The 17068-nt window shown below is 67.5% G+C and carries 15 protein-coding genes and 1 pseudogene; 8 read left to right on the top strand and 8 right to left on the bottom strand.

All coding sequences use genetic code 11. The annotated features are described in order from the left end of the window. Window positions 1-14 precede the first annotated feature (14 nt). Both AC3ETA_RS28120 and AC3ETA_RS28115 read right to left on the bottom strand, forming a co-directional pair. A complete protein-coding gene (locus AC3ETA_RS28120) occupies window positions 15-1097 on the bottom strand; it encodes an inositol-3-phosphate synthase (RefSeq protein WP_432195693.1) in 1083 nt (360 codons plus the stop codon). Window positions 1098-1140: 43 nt separating this feature from the next. Next, the gene (locus AC3ETA_RS28115) at window positions 1141-1824 is read right to left on the bottom strand and encodes a PadR family transcriptional regulator (protein WP_330355165.1); all 684 of its coding nucleotides are present in this window, start codon (window positions 1822-1824) and stop codon (window positions 1141-1143) included. Window positions 1825-2176: 352 nt separating this feature from the next. Here AC3ETA_RS28115 and AC3ETA_RS28110 point away from each other — a divergent pair, with 352 nt between their 5' ends. Continuing rightward, window positions 2177-4804: a transglycosylase domain-containing protein gene (locus AC3ETA_RS28110; RefSeq protein ID WP_432195692.1), complete on the top strand. Its 2628-nt coding sequence runs from the start codon at window positions 2177-2179 to the stop codon at window positions 4802-4804. Window positions 4805-5011: 207 nt separating this feature from the next. Further along, window positions 5012-6514, top strand: coding sequence for a glycosyltransferase family 87 protein (locus AC3ETA_RS28105; RefSeq protein WP_432195691.1), 1503 nt, complete (start codon window positions 5012-5014; stop codon window positions 6512-6514). A 147-nt stretch (window positions 6515-6661) separates the two neighbouring features. Here AC3ETA_RS28105 and AC3ETA_RS28100 read toward each other — a convergent pair whose 3' ends face one another. From AC3ETA_RS28100 to AC3ETA_RS28090, 3 genes are all read right to left on the bottom strand, one after another. Beyond that, window positions 6662-7693, bottom strand: a complete 1032-nt coding sequence (locus tag AC3ETA_RS28100) for an alanine racemase (RefSeq protein WP_432195690.1) — start codon at window positions 7691-7693, stop codon at window positions 6662-6664. A gap of 98 nt (window positions 7694-7791) precedes the next feature. Next, window positions 7792-8910 carry a peptidoglycan bridge formation glycyltransferase FemX gene (gene femX / locus AC3ETA_RS28095; protein ID WP_030951926.1) on the bottom strand — a complete coding sequence of 373 codons (1119 nt, stop codon included), beginning with the start codon at window positions 8908-8910 and terminating at the stop codon, window positions 7792-7794. Window positions 8911-9127: 217 nt separating this feature from the next. Then, window positions 9128-9436, bottom strand: coding sequence for a hypothetical protein (locus AC3ETA_RS28090; protein WP_432195689.1), 309 nt, complete (start codon window positions 9434-9436; stop codon window positions 9128-9130). Window positions 9437-9699: 263 nt separating this feature from the next. On the opposite strand from AC3ETA_RS28090, the gene rpsF reads away from it, so the two are divergent. From rpsF to rplI, 4 genes are all read left to right on the top strand, one after another. Then, complete coding sequence (gene rpsF, locus AC3ETA_RS28085) at window positions 9700-9990, top strand: 30S ribosomal protein S6 (protein ID WP_005482942.1); 291 nt, start codon at window positions 9700-9702, stop codon at window positions 9988-9990. Window positions 9991-10070: 80 nt separating this feature from the next. Beyond that, window positions 10071-10664 (top strand): single-stranded DNA-binding protein, encoded by a 594-nt coding sequence (locus AC3ETA_RS28080; protein WP_432195688.1) that lies wholly within the window; start codon window positions 10071-10073, stop codon window positions 10662-10664. A gap of 57 nt (window positions 10665-10721) precedes the next feature. Continuing rightward, window positions 10722-10958, top strand: a complete 237-nt coding sequence (gene rpsR, locus AC3ETA_RS28075; protein WP_003949403.1) for a 30S ribosomal protein S18 — start codon at window positions 10722-10724, stop codon at window positions 10956-10958. A gap of 18 nt (window positions 10959-10976) precedes the next feature. Then, window positions 10977-11423 (top strand): 50S ribosomal protein L9, encoded by a 447-nt coding sequence (gene rplI / locus AC3ETA_RS28070; RefSeq protein WP_380849707.1) that lies wholly within the window; start codon window positions 10977-10979, stop codon window positions 11421-11423. 242 nt (window positions 11424-11665) lie between these two features. Here the strand turns inward: rplI and AC3ETA_RS28065 are convergent, their stop codons facing one another. Continuing rightward, the gene (locus tag AC3ETA_RS28065; RefSeq protein WP_432195687.1) at window positions 11666-13003 is read right to left on the bottom strand and encodes an MATE family efflux transporter; all 1338 of its coding nucleotides are present in this window, start codon (window positions 13001-13003) and stop codon (window positions 11666-11668) included. 459 nt (window positions 13004-13462) lie between these two features. Here AC3ETA_RS28065 and dnaB point away from each other — a divergent pair, with 459 nt between their 5' ends. Both dnaB and AC3ETA_RS28055 read left to right on the top strand, forming a co-directional pair. Then, window positions 13463-14941: a replicative DNA helicase gene (gene dnaB, locus AC3ETA_RS28060; RefSeq protein WP_107904989.1), complete on the top strand. Its 1479-nt coding sequence runs from the start codon at window positions 13463-13465 to the stop codon at window positions 14939-14941. Between the two features lie 59 nt (window positions 14942-15000). Next, on the top strand, window positions 15001-16392 hold the full coding sequence (locus AC3ETA_RS28055; RefSeq protein WP_432195686.1) for a serine hydrolase domain-containing protein: 1392 nt from the start codon (window positions 15001-15003) through the stop codon (window positions 16390-16392). Between the two features lie 81 nt (window positions 16393-16473). On the opposite strand, the gene AC3ETA_RS28050 is transcribed toward AC3ETA_RS28055, so the two are convergent. After that, window positions 16474-16926 carry a GNAT family N-acetyltransferase gene (locus tag AC3ETA_RS28050; protein ID WP_432195685.1) on the bottom strand — a complete coding sequence of 151 codons (453 nt, stop codon included), beginning with the start codon at window positions 16924-16926 and terminating at the stop codon, window positions 16474-16476. A gap of 9 nt (window positions 16927-16935) precedes the next feature. Beyond that, window positions 16936-17068, bottom strand: a pseudogene (locus AC3ETA_RS28045) (MarR family transcriptional regulator); the annotation flags it as partial.

Below are 17068 nucleotides of genomic sequence, written 5' to 3'. Positions count from 1 at the left end.
GCGGCTCCGTCTGCTTAGCGCTCGACCTCGCCCTTGATGAACTTCTCGACGTTCTCGCGGGCCTCGTCGTCGAAGTACTGGACCGGCGGGGACTTCATGAAGTAGCTGGACGCCGACAGGATCGGGCCGCCGATGCCGCGGTCCTTGGCGATCTTCGCGGCGCGGAGCGCGTCGATGATGACGCCGGCGGAGTTCGGGGAGTCCCAGACCTCCAGCTTGTACTCCAGGTTCAGCGGGACGTCACCGAAGGCACGGCCCTCGAGGCGGACGTAGGCCCACTTGCGGTCGTCGAGCCAGGCGACGTAGTCGGACGGGCCGATGTGGACGTTCTTCTCGCCGAGCTCCCGGTCGGGGATCTGCGAGGTGACGGCCTGCGTCTTGGAGATCTTCTTGGACTCGAGGCGGTCGCGCTCGAGCATGTTCTTGAAGTCCATGTTGCCGCCGACGTTCAGCTGCATCGTGCGGTCCAGGATCACGCCCCGGTCCTCGAACAGCTTCGCCATGACGCGGTGCGTGATGGTGGCACCGACCTGGGACTTGATGTCGTCGCCGACGATCGGGACGCCGGCCTCGGTGAACTTGTCGGCCCACTCCTTGGTACCGGCGATGAAGACCGGCAGGGCGTTGACGAAGGCGACCTTGGCGTCGATGGCGCACTGGGCGTAGAACTTCGCCGCGTCCTCGGAACCGACGGGCAGGTAGCAGACGAGGACGTCGACCTGCCTGTCCTTGAGGACCTGGACGACGTCGACCGGGGCCTCGGCGGACTCCTCGATGGTCTCGCGGTAGTACTTGCCGAGACCGTCGAGGGTGTGACCGCGCTGGACGGTCACGCCGGAACGGGGCACGTCGCAGATCTTGATCGTGTTGTTCTCGCTCGCGCCGATGGCGTCTGCGAGGTCGAGGCCGACCTTCTTCGCGTCGACATCGAACGCGGCGACGAACTCGACGTCGCTGACGTGGTAGTCGCCGAACTGCACGTGCATGAGGCCGGGGACCTTCGACGCCGCGTCGGCGTCCTTGTAGTACTCGACTCCCTGAACCAGCGACGCGGCACAGTTGCCCACGCCGACGATGGCTACGCGAACCGAACCCATTCCGGTTGCTCCCTGTGTGTACGAGTGAGGTCCTGAGTGGATCTCACGTGGCGGTGTCGCCGGGCGTATCCGGCCGGGGGTCGTCCCCCGGCCGGGGCAGGCCGCCCGGCGCTCCAGTGGTGTTGTCCTGCGAGTCGGGCCCCCCGGAGGCGGAACCCCTCAGGTCCCGTCCGGCCCGCTCGCTCTCGATGAGCTCGTTCAGCCAGCGCACTTCGCGCTCCACGGACTCCATCCCGTGGCGCTGGAGCTCGAGCGTGTAGTCGTCGAGGCGTTCCCGGGTGCGCGCCAGAGAGGCGCTCATCTTTTCCAGGCGCTCCTCCAGCCGACTGCGACGGCCCTCCAGCACGCGCATGCGCACGTCCTGGGGTGTGCGTCCGAAGAAGGCAAATCGGGCAGCGAAGTGCTCGTCCTCGTACGCATCGGGTCCGGTCTGGGAGAGCAGCTCCTCGAAGTGCTCCTTACCTTCCGCCGTCAATCGATAGACGATCTTGGCGCGACGGCCCGCGAGGGGTGCGGCGAGCGCGTCCTCCGTGGTGTTCCCCGGTTCCTCGATCAACCAGCCGTTGGCGACCAGCGTCTTGAGGCAGGGATAGAGCGTGCCGTAGCTGAACGCACGGAACACGCCCAGCGATGTATTGAGTCGTTTGCGCAGCTCATAGCCGTGCATCGGGGACTCGCGAAGTAGTCCGAGTACGGCGAACTCGAGGATCCCGGAACGTCGGCTCACCCCTCGCCTCCTCGTCCTTATCTCGCGCTGATGTATCGACTCGATACATCAAGACGATAGAACGGCCTTCCGGGCACGACAAGTGGGGGAACGGTGAACGGGATCACATCAACGATTCATGTGGAGCGAGTTGCCTGATTTGGGGTGAAGTTCGGGGCTAGGAGGACTTTGACGGTGCGTAGTCTGTGCGCCATGCACAGCACCGGGAACCGAGTGACACCTGAGGGCGTCGTCATCCTTGGTGCAGTACGGGTGAATGAGGAACCGGCCACATCCGTACTCCGGGGGGACCGGAAAACCGCCGCCGTTGCCAGGCGCCCAGGGGTGCGCCTGTCCAAGGAGTAGTCGTTCGATGAGCGAGCACCGTCGCAAACCGCCGCAGCCGCAGGGAGGCGGACGTGCCGCGGCCCGACGCGGCCAGGCCGGCTCGTCCGCCGGCCGCCGAGCGGCACCGCGAGGCGCCACCGGATCTCCCTCCGACTCGTACGGGTCGGGTCCCACCGGTGCGGTGAGCGAGGAACGTCAGTACGGCGGCCGCGCCGAAGCACGACGCGCGGCCCAGAGGAGCGCCGGTGGCCGGCGCAAGGCGCCCGAACCGGGCAGAGGCGGCCGCCGCGGCGCTCCCGGTGGGCCGAGCGGGCCCGGGCGCGGCAGAGGACGGGCCGCGCCGCCGCCCAACAAGCGGTTCATCGACTATCCCCGCGCCGGCAAGGACGGCCTCGCGCGCTGGACGCCGTCGTGGCGGCTCGTCACGGGGGCCTTTCTCGCGTTGATGGGTGGCCTGATCGCCGCTGCGGGCATCGGCTACGCCATGGTCGGGATCCCGAAGGCCCAGGACACCGCCCTGGCGCAGAACAACGTCTTCTACTGGTCCAACGGCAAGCAGATGGCCGCGACCGGCGGTCAGACGAACCGCCAGCTCGTGAGCGATGCCGAGATCCCGCGGGAGATGAAGGATGCGGTGGTCTCCGCCGAGAACGCGTCCTTCTACGACGACAAGGGCATCGACCCGGCGGGTATCGGGCGTGCCTTGCTCAACATGGCGAAGGGCGGCGAGACGCAGGGTGGTTCGACGATCACCCAGCAGTTCGTCAAGAACACCTATCTGAGCCAGGAGCAGACGCTCACCCGTAAGTTCAAGGAACTCTTCATCTCCATCAAGGTCGGCCAGAAGCTCTCCAAGGACGAGATCCTTGCCGGCTATCTCAACACTGCCTACTACGGCCGTAACGCCTACGGCATCCAGGCGGCGGCGCAGGCCTACTTCGGCGTGGACGCCACGAAGCTCACCACTACGCAGTGCGCCTTCCTGGCCTCCGTCCTCAAGGGCCCGAACTTCTACAACCCCGACGGTGGTGTGGGAGCGAACGCTACTTCGGACAAGAACACCAAGCGGGCCAAGGACCGCTGGTCGTGGATCCTGGACCGCATGGTCGAGGTCGGCCGTATGACGCCGGCGGACCGGGCCGAGGTCGGCAAGTTCCCCACGCTGAAGAAGCAGAGCTCGAACCTCTCCGGGCAATCCGGCTATCTGATCGACATCGCCAAGGAGTACGTCGCCAAGAAGGCGGGTCTCTCCCCTGAGGACCTGGAGAAGGGCGGCTACCGGATCTACACGACCTTCGACAAGGAGAAGGTCAACCAGATGGCGGCGGCCGTCGAGAAGACGCGCAAGAGCTTCCTCAACACCAAGAAGCGGGAGAAGGACAAGCACGTCCAGTTCGGCGGGGCGTCGGTCGATCCCAAGACCGGAGCGATCGTCGCGCTGTACGGCGGCGCGGGCTACGACAAGGGGCACTACTCCAACAACGCCAACACTCTGGGTGTGCCGGTCGGCTCGACCTGGAAGCCCATCGTGCTGGCTTCCGCCATGCAGTACGGGACCTATGAGACCGACGGAGAGCCGCTCTCGCCGCTGACGAAGTACAACGGCGACGACCTTCTCGTGATCAAGGACCAGAACGGCGACCCGATCATGGGCAACAACGGCAAGCCGTTCCGGCAGAAGAACGAAGGCACCACGGCCTGGGGTGACGTGACCCTCACGAAGGCCATGGAGCAGTCGATCAACAGCCCGTTCGCTCAGCTGGGTATCGACGTCGGCCTGTCCAACACCCAGAAGATGGCGAACAAGATGGGTATCTCGTCCGCCTTCTTCGACAAGGGCAACATCAGGAACGTCTCCTTCTCGCTCGGTACCTCGACCCCCAGCGCCATCCGCATGGCCGACGCGTACGGCTCCTTCGCCGCGTCGGGCGAGCACTTCGAGCCGTACTCGGTCACCAAGGTCCTCAAGGACGGCGGGCCGCTCGAAGGATTCGAGAAGCCGGAAGGCACGACCGCCATGGACGAGAACGTCGCGAACAACGTGACGGACGTCCTGCAGAACGTGGTCAAGAACGGCACCGGCAAGAAGGTCGCGGACATCGGGTTCCCGGTGGCCGGCAAGACGGGTACCACCGACGAGAACAAGTCGGCGTGGTTCGTCGGCTACACCAGGGAGCTGTCCACAGCCGTCACGCTGTTCCGGACGGACCCTGACAAGGGCAAGCTGCTGTCCATGAACGGCACCGGCGGCGTGCCCTCCATCCATGGTGGTGACATTCCGGCGCAGGTCTGGAAGGACTACATGGCCGAGGCCATGAAGGGCGTGGACTACGAGGAGTTCCCGCCGGCGGAGCCCCTCGGGGAGATCATCGAGGAGACGCCCACGCCCACTGTGGCGCCGTCGCCCACCGAGACCGTCGAGGAGAGCCCGACACCGACGCCGACGCCGACGCAGACGGAGACTTCGCCGACGCCGACGCCCACCGACACCTGTAGCGAGTTCGACTGGCAGTGCGGCAACAGCAACGGTGGACAGAACGGCGGCTCGGACGGGGGGACGACCTTGTCACCGACTCCGACGGAAACAGCGACGGACAGCAGCGGGGGTAATGGCAACGGCAACGGAGGCATCTTCGGTGGGTCGTCAGGCTGACCGAGGGCTCATCTGACGCGAGAAGGCCGGTGGCCGGTACCCATGAGGTGGGTGCCGGCCACCGGCCTTTGTCGCTCGTGCGGGGCCTCGTGGGCGGTAGGCCGGCGTGCTGTTTCACGTGAAACGTCGGTTTCACGTGAAACACTCGACCGCCCCGCCGTCTTGGCCCTCGCGCCGTTCTCAGACTGGTACGGCAGGATGTCCCCCATGCCCAGTGCAGAGACGACGCCCACGAGCGTGCACGAGCCCGACCCCGTGGTGCGGCCGACCAAGGAAGACGAGGTCGCCGCGAACGGGAGCGAGCTGATCGGTGGCCCCATCGGACGGCGTGCCCTGCTCGGGACGTCCTGGTGGACTCCCGTGCGGATCGTCGCGCTCCTGGCGATCGGCATGTTCGCCCTCGGGCTGGTCCAGAAGGCGCCGTGCTACAACGGCGCCTGGTTCTTCGGCGCCAGCTCGCAGTACACGCACGCCTGCTACTCGGACATCCCGCACCTCTACCAGGGGCGCGGCTTCGCCGACGGGCTCGTGCCGTACTTCGACAAGCTCCCCGGCGACATGGAGTACCTGGAGTACCCGGTGCTGACCGGAGTCTTCATGGAGGTTGCCTCCTGGCTCACGCCGGGCAGCGGCAGCATCCAGGACCAGGAGCAGTGGTACTGGATGGTCAACGCCGGGATGCTGATGGCATGCGCGGCTGTCATCGCCGTCTGCGTGAGCCGCACGCACACTCGGCGACCCTGGGACGGCCTGATGGTCGCCCTGGCGCCCGCCTTCGCGCTGACCGCGACCATTAACTGGGACCTGCTGGCCGTCGCTCTGACAGCCGCGGCGATGCTGATGTGGTCCCGAGGCCGCTCCCTCGCCTTCGGGGTCCTCCTGGGCCTCGCCACGGCCGCGAAGCTCTATCCCGTCTTCCTGCTGGGCCCGTTGTTCATCCTGTGCTGGCGCGCGGGCAAGTGGCGGGACTTCGGCAAGGCGCTCGGCGGCACCGTGGTCGCCTGGCTGGTCGTGAACCTTCCGGTGATGCTGCTCGCCTGGGACGGGTGGTCGCAGTTCTACCGGTTCAGCCAGGAGCGCGGCGTCGACTTCGGATCCTTCTGGCTCATCCTGGCCCAGAACTCCGACGACCCGCTGAGCACCGAGTCCGTCAACACGCTGGCCACGCTGCTGATGCTGCTGTGCTGCGCCGGCGTCGCCGTGCTCACGCTCACCGCGCCCAGGCGCCCGCGCTTCGCCCAACTGGCCTTCCTGATCGTCGCCGCGTTCATCCTCACCAACAAGGTCTACTCGCCGCAGTACGTCCTCTGGCTGGTGCCGCTGGCCGTCCTGGCCCGGCCGAGGTGGCGCGACATCCTCATCTGGCAGGCCTGCGAGGTCGCCTACTTCCTCGGGATCTGGCTGTACCTCGCGTACACGACCAGCGGAGACGCTCACAAGGGCCTGCCGCCGGACGGCTACCACTGGGCCATCGGCGCCCACCTGCTCGGCACCCTGTACCTGTGCGCCGTCATCGTCCGGGACATCCTCATGCCCGAGCGCGATCCGGTGCGCCGTGGCGGTGAGGACGACCCCTCGGGCGGCGTCCTGGACAGGGCGGAGGACGTGTTCGTGCTCGGCGCCGCGACGCATCCACCGCGGCATGCGGTCCACTTCGAGGGGCCTCAGGTGGAGTGGGGCAACCGCGGGGCCACCGGCAGTTCGCTCTGAGCGAACAGGGCTCGTGGAGCCACGCCAAAGGCCCTGCGCGGAGCGGGACCGACATCGAAAAGGCCGTACGCGGAGGAGTCCGGGTACGGCCTTTCGTGGCTGCGGCGTTGGCGGCCGGCGGTGGTTCAGCCGCTGAGCGGCACCGGATCAGCGGTCGACGAGGCGGTCGAACTGCGTGGTGGTGTGCCGCAGATGGGCGACCAGTTCGTCACCGACCTTCGGCTCCGGTGCGTCCGACGGGACGAACAGGATCGAGACCTGCATGTGCGGCGGTTCGGCGAACCAGCGCTGCTTGCCTCCCCACACGAAGGGAGCAAGGTTCCGGTTGACCGTGGCGAGGCCGGCGCGTGCGACGCCCTTGGCACGCGGCATGACGCCGTGGAGGGCCTTCGGGGCCTCCAGACCCACCCCGTGCGACGTACCGCCCGCCACGACCACCAGGAAGCCGTCAGAAGCCGCCTTCTGCTGCCGGTAACCGAAGCGGTCGCCCTTGGAGACGCGTGTGACGTCCAGGACGGCGCCGCGGTACTCGGTGGCGTCGTGGTCCCCCAGCCACAGCCGGGTGCCGATGCGGGCGCGGAAGCGGGTCTGCGGGAACTGCTGCTGGAGACGGGCGAGTTCCTCGGCCTTGAGGTGGCTGACGAACATCGTGTGCAGTGGCAGCCGGGCCGCGCGCAGCCGGTCCATCCAGCCGATGACCTCCTCGACGGCGTCGGAGCCGTCGGTGCGGTCCAGCGGCAGGTGGATGGCGAAGCCCTCCAGCCGGACGTTCTCTATGGCGGCGTGCAACTGCGGCAGGTCTTGCTCGTTCACGCCGTGCCGCTTCATCGAGGACATTACCTCGATGACGACGCGGGCGCCCACCAGGCCGTACACGCCGTCCACCGAGGACACCGAGCGGATGACCCGGTCCGGCAGCGGGACGGGCTCCTCGCCGCGCCGGTACGGCGTCAGCACCAGCAGGTCACCGCCGAAGTAGTCCTTGATGCGTGCGGCCTCGTACGTCGTGCCGACGGCGAGTATGTCCGAGCCCAGCCGTGTGGCCTCCTCCGCCAGCCGCTCGTGCCCGAACCCGTAGCCGTTGCCCTTGCAGACCGGGACGAGACCCGGGAACTGCTCTTGCACGTGCTTGTGGTGCGCCCGCCAGCGCGCGGTGTCGACGTAGAGCGTGAGCGCCATGGCCGGACCTGGAACCTTTCTGGTGGCTGCGGTGTATCAGAGATATGGAAGCTATCGACGGTGCAGCTGTTGACGGTATCGAAGCAGAGAACTCAAGGTCAGCGACGCGACATGTAGATGTCGAGCGCCTTGTGAAGCAGCTTGTTCAGCGGGAAGTCCCACTCGCCGAGGTACTCGGCGGCCTGGCCGCCCGTGCCCACCTTGAACTGGATCAGGCCGAAGAGGTGGTCGGTCTCGTCCAGCGAGTCGGAGATGCCGCGCAGGTCGTAGACGGTGGCGCCGAGGGCATAGGCGTCGCGCAGCATCCGCCACTGCATCGCGTTCGAGGGCCGGACCTCACGGCCGATGTTGTCGGAGGCACCGTAGGAGTACCAGACGTGCCCGCCGACGATCAGCATCGTCGCCGCCGACAGGTTCACACCGTTGTGGCGGGCGAAGTACAGCCGCATGCGGTTGGGGTCCTCGGTGTTGAGGGCCGTCCACATGCGCTGGAAGTACGACAGCGGACGCGGCCGGAAGTGGTCGCGCACGGCCGTGATCTCGTACAGGCGCTGCCATTCCTCGAGGTCCTGGTAACCGCCCTGGACGACCTCGACGCCGGCCTTCTCGGCCTTCTTGATGTTGCGTCGCCACAGCTGGTTGAAGTTCTTGTGGACCTCTTCCAGGGACCGGTTGGCCAGCGGCACCTGGTAGACGTAGCGGGGCTGCACGTCGCCGAAGCCGGCCCCGCCGTCCTCGCCCTGCTGCCAGCCCATACGACGCAGCTTGTCGGCGACCTCGAAGGCGCGCGGCTCGATGAAGTCGGCCTCGATGTCGCGCAGCCGCTTCACGTCGGGGTTCTGGATGCCCGCCTTGATGGAGGTGGCCTCCCAGCGCCGGATGATCACCGGCGGGCCCATCTTCACGGAGAAGGCGCCCTGCTGCTTGAGGTGCGCGAGCATCGGTTCCAGCCACTCGGTCAGATTCGGCGTGAACCAGTTGATGACCGGGCCCTCGGGCAGATAGGCGAGGTAGCGCTTGATCTTGGGCAGCTGGCGGTAGAGGACGAGGCCCGCGCCGACCAGCTCGCCGCTCCTGTCGAACCAGCCGAGGCTCTCCGAACGCCACTCAGCCTTGACGTCAGCCCAGGCCGGGACCTGCATGTGGCTGGCCGCGGGCAGGCTCTGGATGTAGGCCAGATGCTGCTCGCGACTGATCGTCCTCAGGGTCAGGCTCATTCGGGGCGCTCCTCGGGCTGGTGTGTCCCCATGGGTACAGGGGCTCCGGCTCTCGCGCCGAAGCCTACTGCGCCTGTGGAGCGCCCCGACTGGGCGTACGGCAGCTTCGCCCCGGCTTCCGCGTCGCCGAGGCGTTCGAGAGTGTTCTCTGCGATGTTCTACCGGTGTTCGGGAGAGGGTCTCCCCGGCCGGCGCGGGAAGGGCATTGCCCCCGACGTCAGAAGCCGCCGAAGAGCCCGCCGTGCGCCATGCCGAGGAAGAAGCCGACTCCGGAGGCGCCGAGACCCACGATCAGGCCGAAGCGCTCACGCGTCGTCTCCGAGATCCACTGACCGTACGCCCCGGCGATGATGCCCACCAGACCCGTCCAGGAGCTGAGCAGGTGCAGGAAGTCGAACTGTGCCGTGATGAACGAAGTGATACCGAGCACCAGGGTCACCACGAGCAGGGTGTCCTGGATGGGATGGGGCTTTCCGTCCGTGGCGAAGAGGCCTCCGACGGTGTTGGGTCGCAATGCCTGTGCCATAGGGCACCTCCTGCGGAAGGCGGCGCATCGTAGCGCCATACACACCCGATGTGTACAGATTGTGGGCGACGGCGGCCGGATTTCAACCGGAAGCAGGTGTGCGGGTACTGTGTACCGTCTGCACCGATGTCTGCCCGGGCCAGCTCGGGGAAACCGCGAGGTCACCCCGATTGTCAGTGCCCGCCGATACCGTTGCGTACGCATCACAACCCTCCTGCCACGGAACGACCGTGGCCGCTGAGTCCAAAGGAGGTGGGTTCCACATGCGTCACTACGAGGTGATGGTCATCCTCGACCCCGATCTGGAGGAGCGCGCTGTCGCCCCCCTGATCGAGAACTTCCTCTCCGTCGTCCGTGAGGGCAACGGCAAGGTCGAGAAGGTCGACACCTGGGGCCGTCGTCGTCTCTCGTACGAGATCAAGAAGAAGCCCGAGGGCATCTACTCGGTCATCGACCTGCAGGCCGAGCCTGCGGTCGTCAAGGAGCTCGACCGCCAGATGAACCTGAACGAGTCGGTCCTCCGGACCAAGGTCCTCCGCCCCGAGACCCACTGAGCTCTCCCGCTCAGCTGATCTCGGGATTCGAGTAGCAGCAACCAAGCAGCCAGAGCAGCAAACCCGCCGAGAGGTTCCCCATGGCAGGCGAGACCGTCATCACGGTCGTCGGCAATCTTGTCGACGACCCCGAGCTGCGCTTCACCCCTTCCGGTGCGGCGGTCGCGAAGTTCCGTGTCGCGTCCACCCCCCGCACCTTCGACCGTCAGACCAACGAGTGGAAGGACGGCGAGAGCCTGTTCCTGACCTGCTCGGTCTGGCGTCAGGCGGCGGAGAACGTCGCCGAGTCGCTCCAGCGAGGCATGCGCGTCATCGTGCAGGGCCGGCTGAAGCAGCGGTCCTACGAGGACCGTGAGGGCGTCAAGCGCACGGTCTACGAGCTGGACGTCGAGGAAGTCGGCGCCAGCCTGCGGAACGCCACGGCGAAGGTCACCAAGACCTCCGGTGGCGCCCGTGGTGGCCAGGGCGGTTACGGCGGCGGTGGCGGCCAGGGTGGCGGCGGCTGGGGTGGTAACTCCGGCGGCGGCCAGCAGGGCGGCGGCGGTGCTCCTGCCGACGACCCGTGGGCGACCGGCGCTCCCGCCGGTGGCAACCAGGGCGGCGGCGGTGGCGGCGGCTGGGGTGGAAACTCCGGCGGCAGCGGCGGCGGCTACTCGGACGAGCCCCCCTTCTAGACCCTCGGGTCCGGGGCGGGCCGTACCCAAACTTCTTGATCACACAGGAGAAACACCATGGCGAAGCCGCCTGTGCGCAAGCCGAAGAAGAAGGTCTGCGCTTTCTGCAAGGACAAGGTCACGTACGTGGACTACAAGGACACGAACATGCTGCGGAAGTTCATTTCCGACCGCGGCAAGATCCGTGCCCGCCGCGTGACCGGCAACTGCACGCAGCACCAGCGTGACGTCGCCACGGCCGTCAAGAACAGCCGTGAGATGGCGCTGCTGCCCTACACCTCCACCGCGCGATAAGGGAAGGGTGACCGAAACATGAAGATCATCCTCACCCACGAGGTCTCCGGCCTCGGCGCCGCGGGCGACGTCGTCGACGTCAAGGACGGTTACGCTCGCAACTACCTCATCCCGCGGAAGTTCGCTATCCGCTGGACCAAGGGTGGCGAGAAGGACGTCGAGCAGATCCGTCGTGCTCGCAAGATCCACGAGATCCAGACCATCGAGCAGGCCAACGCTGTCAAGGCCCAGCTCGAGGGTGTGAAGGTCCGTCTGGCCGTCCGCTCCGGCGACGCCGGTCGTCTCTTCGGTTCCGTCACGCCGGCCGACATCGCTTCCGCGATCAAGGCTGCCGGTGGCCCCGAGGTCGACAAGCGCCGCATCGAGCTGGGCTCCCCGATCAAGACCCTGGGCGCCCACGAGACGTCCGTGCGTCTGCACCCCGAGGTTGCCGCCAAGGTCAACATCGAGGTCATCGCGGCCTGATCGCTGCGCTCGGCTTGAACAGCTGAATGAAGGGGCCGTACCTGCTGAGGTACGGCCCCTTCACTGTGCAGAATGCGCCCCTTCACTATGGAGGAAGTTGGGCGTGGGTCTCGGGAAGGGGCGGCGGGCCTTCATGGGACGCGTCCGTTTCACGTGAAACAGCGTGTTTCACGTGAAACATTCAGCGCGGCGTCGGTGGCGACCTGCGCCTCGGCATGCCGAGCCCGTGGCGATCCTGCGCCTCAGCGCGTCGCGCCCGTCACGATCCAGCGACCCGAGCGGGCGCGCAGCCAGAGCGTCAGCATGCGGACCGTCATCATCAGCGTCATGGCCGCCCAGACCGCCGTGAGGCCGCCGCCCAGCGCCGGGACGAGCAGTGCGACCGGAGCAAACACGGCCAGTGTGAGCACCATGGCCCAGGCTAGATAGGGGCCGTCCCCCGCTCCCATTAGGACGCCGTCCAGGACGAAGACGACGCCGCAGATCGGCTGGGAGAGCGCCACCACGAGAAGGGCGGGCAGGGCGGCGTCCTTGACGACCGAATCGCTGGTGAACAACGGCAGGAAGAGCGACCGGGAGATCACCACGAGAAGGCCCAGGACCACGCCTGCTGCGATGCCCCACTCCACCATGCGGCGACACGCAGCTCTGGCACCCTCGGCGTCACCGGCGCCGAGGTACCTGCCGATGATGGCCTGTCCGGCGATGGCGATCGCGTCCAGGGCGAAGGCGAGCAGGCTCCACAGCGAGAGGATGATCTGGTGGGCTGCGATGTCGGCGTCCCCGAGCCGGGCCGCGACGGCCGTCGCGATCATGAGGATCGCCCTCAGCGAGAGCGTGCGGACCAGCAGAGGCACCCCGGCCTGTGCGGAGGCCCTGATCCCGGCCGCGTCGGGGCGCAGGGAGGCACCGTGCCTGTGGGCTCCGCGGACGACGACCACCAGATAGATCGCGGCCATGCCGAACTGGGCGATGACCGTGCCCCACGCGGAGCCGGCGATGCCGAGGCCGACGCCGTAGACGAGGCCCGCGTTGAGGACGGCGTTGGCGACGAAGCCCGCCACGGCGACGTACAGCGGAGTCCGAGTGTCCTGGAGTCCGCGCAGGACGCCGGTGGCGGCGAGGACGACGAGCATGGCCGGTATGCCGAGTGCCGAGATCCGTAGATAGGTGGTGGCGTACGGAGCCGCGGTGTCCGAGGCGCCGAAGAGTTCCACTAGAAACGGTGCTGTGGGCAGGACGACCGCGATGACGGCGACACCCAGGAGGATGGCGAGCCAGATGCCGTCCATGCCCTGGCGTATCGCGGCCTGAAGGTCGCCGGAGCCGACGCGTCGCGCGACGGCTGCTGTGGTGGCGTAGGCGAGGAAGACGAAGACACTGACGGCCGTCATGAGGAGGGCCGAGGCGACCCCGAGTCCGGCGAGCTGGGACGTACCGAGATGGCCGACGATCGCGCTGTCGGCCATGACGAAGAGGGGCTCGGCGACGAGTGCGCCGAAGGCCGGGACGGCCAGTGCGACGATCTCTCGATCGTGCTGTCGCCGGGCAGCCTTGGGTCTCGCGGGGGCCTGTGTCATGGCCACCAATCTAATCGTCCACAGGTAAGAGATGCAATTGAGTAGTGACTCTTACTCGCCCTCTCTCGTCGTATGCTTTCGCGCACCGTTCGAAGCGATCTTGGTCCGACTGGGGAAGTTTTTCTTCTGCACAGCCGGTGGATGGTAAACGTGCAGGTCAGAGCTGGTTGTGGAGAATCGCTCGGAGCTTGTTCACAGGCCTGTCCACCGGGTCGTGCACAGGTTTTGAGGAGTTCTCCACAGCATCGGGGCCGTCGTCCACATGGCCTGTGGATAACCAGATTGGCTGACGGTGCCCGCGGGCCTACCGTGGTCCGGCGCCCGCTCCGTCCTTCGGCCGTGAAAGCGTCACAAAACCGACGTGCCTGAACCGGAGTTGGGCCTCTTATTTGTCAGTGGCGTGCCGTAGAACAGAGAGGCACGGCGAGGTCCGCTCGGCGGACGGGAGGAGGTGGCTCGGTGAGCATTTCCGAGCCCTTGGACGACCCGTGGGCCGACAGCGGTCCCAGTGATCGTCTGCCCGCCTCCCGCCGACGCGGCGAAGGCGGCCGAGGACGCGACGAACAGCACGATCGCGGCCGGGACAACGGCGAATGGGACGGCGGCGGTTCGACCTTCGAGCGAGTCCCGCCGCAGGACCTCGACGCCGAACAGTCCGTCCTCGGCGGCATGCTCCTGTCCAAGGACGCCATCGCCGACGTGGTCGAGGTCATCAAGGGCCACGACTTCTACAAGCCGGCGCACGAGACGATCTTCCAGGCGATCCTCGACGTCTACGCCAAGGGCGAGCCGGCCGACCCCATCACGATCGCCGCCGAACTCACCAAGCGCGGTGAGATCAACAAGGTCGGCGGCGCCTCGTATCTGCACACCCTCGTCCAGACCGTGCCGACGGCCGCGAACGCCGAGTACTACGCGGAGATCGTCCACGAGCGGGCCGTACTGCGCCGCCTGGTCGAGGCCGGCACCCGCATCACACAGATGGGATACGCGGCCGACGACGACGTCGACGAGATCGTCAACCGCGCCCAGGCCGAGGTCTACGCGGTCACCGAACAGCGCACCAGCGAGGACTACCTCCCGCTCGGGGACATCATGGAGGGCGCGCTCGACGAGATCGAGGCCATCGGCTCGCGCTCAGGCGAGATGACCGGTGTGCCCACCGGGTTCACGGACCTCGACTCGCTCACCAACGGTCTGCACCCGGGCCAGATGATCGTCATCGCGGCCCGCCCCGCCATGGGCAAGTCCACGCTCGCCCTCGACTTCGCGCGCGCGGCGTCGATCAAGCACAACCTGGCGAGCGTCATCTTCTCCCTGGAAATGGGGCGCAACGAGATCGCCATGCGTCTGCTGTCGGCCGAGGCGCGCGTGGCCCTGCATCACATGCGCTCCGGGACCATGACGGACGAGGACTGGACCCGGCTGGCACGACGGATGCCCGAGGTCTCGGCGGCACCGCTCTACATCGACGACTCCCCGAACCTGTCGATGATGGAGATCCGCGCGAAGTGCCGCCGGCTGAAGCAGCGCAACGACATCAAGCTCGTGATCATCGACTACCTCCAGCTGATGCAGGCCGGTGGTTCCAAGCGCTCCGAGAGCCGTCAGCAGGAGGTCTCGGACATGTCCCGTAACCTCAAGCTCCTGGCGAAGGAACTGGAAGTTCCGGTGATCGCGCTGTCGCAGCTGAACCGTGGTCCCGAGCAGCGCACGGACAAGAAGCCGATGGTGTCCGACCTGCGTGAGTCCGGCTCCATCGAGCAGGACGCCGACATGGTGATCCTGCTGCACCGCGAGGACGCCTACGAGAAGGAGTCGCCGCGCGCCGGCGAGGCCGACATCATCGTCGGCAAGCACCGTAACGGTCCGACGGCGACGATCACGGTCGCCTTCCAGGGTCACTACTCGCGGTTCGTGGACATGGCGCAGACCTGATCCGCGCCTCCGCCGGAATGCGCTCGACTCCAGAGCTGACGGCGGGGTGGACTGGGGGCATGACGACTTTTCAGGACGAGTTGCTTCCCACCACCCGCCGCGCGCTGCTGCACCGCGTCGCCACGGCCCAGGCCGAAGGGCGTGCGCCCTCGATGGTGGCCGCGGTCGTGCGGGGCGGCCGGGCGGTGTGGCACGGCTCGCGTACGTCGATGGACGGGCACGGCCCGGACGAGCATGTGCAGTACCGCATCGGCTCGATCACCAAGACCTTCACCGCCGTTCTCGTCCTGCGCCTGCGCGACGAGGGCCTGCTCGCCCTCGGAGACCCGCTGGAGAAGCATCTGCCGGGCACGGGTGCGGGGGAGGCGACCATCGCCGAACTGCTCGCGCATGCGAGCGGGCTGGCGGCCGAGTCGCCGGCGCCCTGGTGGGAGCGGACCTCCGGATCCCTGCGGCCCGAGCTGTCCGACGTCCTCGGCGAACAGCCCTTCCTGCATCAGCCCGGCCGCCGGTTCCACTACTCCAACCCCGGCTACACGCTGCTGGGCGCTCTGGTCGAGAAGCTGCGCGGAGCCCGGTGGGAGGAAGTGCTCCGGCGGGAAGTGCTCGAACCCCTGGGGCTGAGCCGCACGAGTGTGCAACCGCAGGCCCCGCACGCCGGGGGCTGGGCCGTGCATCCCTGGGCCGACGTCATGCTCCCCGAACCGGTCGAGGACCTCGGCCGCATGGCGTCCGCAGGTCAACTCTGGTCAACCACAGCTGACTTGGCACGGTTCGCGGCCTTTCTGATCCAGGGCGACGACCGGGTGCTCGGCGCCGAGTCGTTGCGCGAGATGAGGACGCCGGCGGCTCCGATGGAGGCCGCGGATGTGGAGAGCGGCTATGCCTACTGCCTGGGCTTGGAGCTCCGGCGCCAGGACGGCAGGGTCCTCCTCGGGCACGCGGGTTCGCTGCCGGGCTTCCTCGCCTGTCTCACCGTCAGTGTGGAGGACGATCTCGCCGCTGTCGTCCTGACCAACTGCACCTCCGGACCGCTGCTGTTCACGGTCGCCGCCGACCTCGTGCGGATCGTCGCCGAGGCCGAGCCGCGGATTCCCGAGCCGTGGCGCCCGATGCGGGACGTCGATCCGGCGGTCCTGGAGCTGGCCGGACAGTGGTACTGGGGCACGCATGCCTTCGCGCTGCGGCTGACGGCCGGCGGACTGGTCTCCCTGGAGCCGCTGTCCGGCAAGGGCCGCGGATCGCGGTTCCGGCCCAACGGTGACGGCACCTGGAAGGGACTGGAGGGCTATTACGCCGGAGAGCTCCTGAAGGCCGTACGGCGCCCTGACGGGGTCGTGGATCATCTGGACCTAGGGTCGTTCGTGTTCACGCGTCAGCCGTACGACGAGGGGGCTGCTGTGCCCGGTGGAGTGGATCCCGAGGGGTGGCGGGGAATCGACCGGCTCTGACCTTCGGCCGAGAGTGCGCCCCCGCCACCGTGCGGGGACCGGCGAGGTGCTTGTTTCACGTGAAACAAGCACCTCGCCGTTTCACAGCTCGAGCTTGAAGCCCGCGTGCGAGGCCGTGAAGCCGAGCCGCTCGTAGAAGCGGTGGGCGTCCGTACGGCTCTTGTCGGAGGTCAGCTGCACCAACTGGCATTCCTGACGGCGGGATTCGTCGATCGCCCACTCGATGAGCCGCGTGCCCAGACCGCTGCCGCGCTCGTCGGCGTGGATGCGTACGGCTTCGATGATCGACCTGGTCGCTCCGCGCCGGGACAGCCCGGGAATGACCGTGAGCTGGAGCGTGCCGATGACACGGCCCTCGCGTACGGCGACGACCAGGTGCTGGTTCCGGTCGCTGGTGAGCCGCTCGAACGCGGCGAGGTAGGGCGTCAGGTCGTCGAGCGACTCGCGCCGGGCGCCGAGCGGATCGTCCGCGAGCATGCCGACGATCGCGGGGATGTCGTCGGTGGCGGCGGGCCGTATCTCAAGATCTCCCATGTCCGCACCCTATGCGGGCGCCGGGAGCGACTCGATGACCCGGACCAGTGGAACGAGCTCGGGGTTCTTCGCGGCCTCGTCCAGGGCCTCGCGCAGCGCCTTGTCGTTGGTCGGGCGGGCCTCCTCCAGCAGCTCGAGGCCA

The organism is Streptomyces sp. bgisy027 (genome assembly GCF_057710365.1).
Note: the sequence above shows the minus strand (reverse complement) of the source record. Positions and strands in the feature narration are given on the sequence as shown.

Excerpts from the sequence above, each read along its gene's own strand:
- AC3ETA_RS28120 (WP_432195693.1), bottom strand. The coding sequence starts at position 1,097 with ATGGGTTCGGTTCGCGTAGCCATCGTCGGCGTGGGCAACTGTGCCGCG.
- AC3ETA_RS28110 (WP_432195692.1), top strand. The coding sequence starts at position 2,177 with ATGAGCGAGCACCGTCGCAAACCGCCGCAGCCGCAGGGAGGCGGACGT.
- AC3ETA_RS28105 (WP_432195691.1), top strand. The coding sequence starts at position 5,012 with ATGCCCAGTGCAGAGACGACGCCCACGAGCGTGCACGAGCCCGACCCC.
- AC3ETA_RS28100 (WP_432195690.1), bottom strand. The coding sequence starts at position 7,693 with ATGGCGCTCACGCTCTACGTCGACACCGCGCGCTGGCGGGCGCACCAC.
- femX (WP_030951926.1), bottom strand. The coding sequence starts at position 8,910 with ATGAGCCTGACCCTGAGGACGATCAGTCGCGAGCAGCATCTGGCCTAC.
- AC3ETA_RS28090 (WP_432195689.1), bottom strand. The coding sequence starts at position 9,436 with ATGGCACAGGCATTGCGACCCAACACCGTCGGAGGCCTCTTCGCCACG.
- rpsF (WP_005482942.1), top strand. The coding sequence starts at position 9,700 with ATGCGTCACTACGAGGTGATGGTCATCCTCGACCCCGATCTGGAGGAG.
- AC3ETA_RS28080 (WP_432195688.1), top strand. The coding sequence starts at position 10,071 with ATGGCAGGCGAGACCGTCATCACGGTCGTCGGCAATCTTGTCGACGAC.
- rpsR (WP_003949403.1), top strand. The coding sequence starts at position 10,722 with ATGGCGAAGCCGCCTGTGCGCAAGCCGAAGAAGAAGGTCTGCGCTTTC.
- rplI (WP_380849707.1), top strand. The coding sequence starts at position 10,977 with ATGAAGATCATCCTCACCCACGAGGTCTCCGGCCTCGGCGCCGCGGGC.
- AC3ETA_RS28065 (WP_432195687.1), bottom strand. The coding sequence starts at position 13,003 with ATGACACAGGCCCCCGCGAGACCCAAGGCTGCCCGGCGACAGCACGAT.
- AC3ETA_RS28055 (WP_432195686.1), top strand. The coding sequence starts at position 15,001 with ATGACGACTTTTCAGGACGAGTTGCTTCCCACCACCCGCCGCGCGCTG.
- AC3ETA_RS28050 (WP_432195685.1), bottom strand. The coding sequence starts at position 16,926 with ATGGGAGATCTTGAGATACGGCCCGCCGCCACCGACGACATCCCCGCG.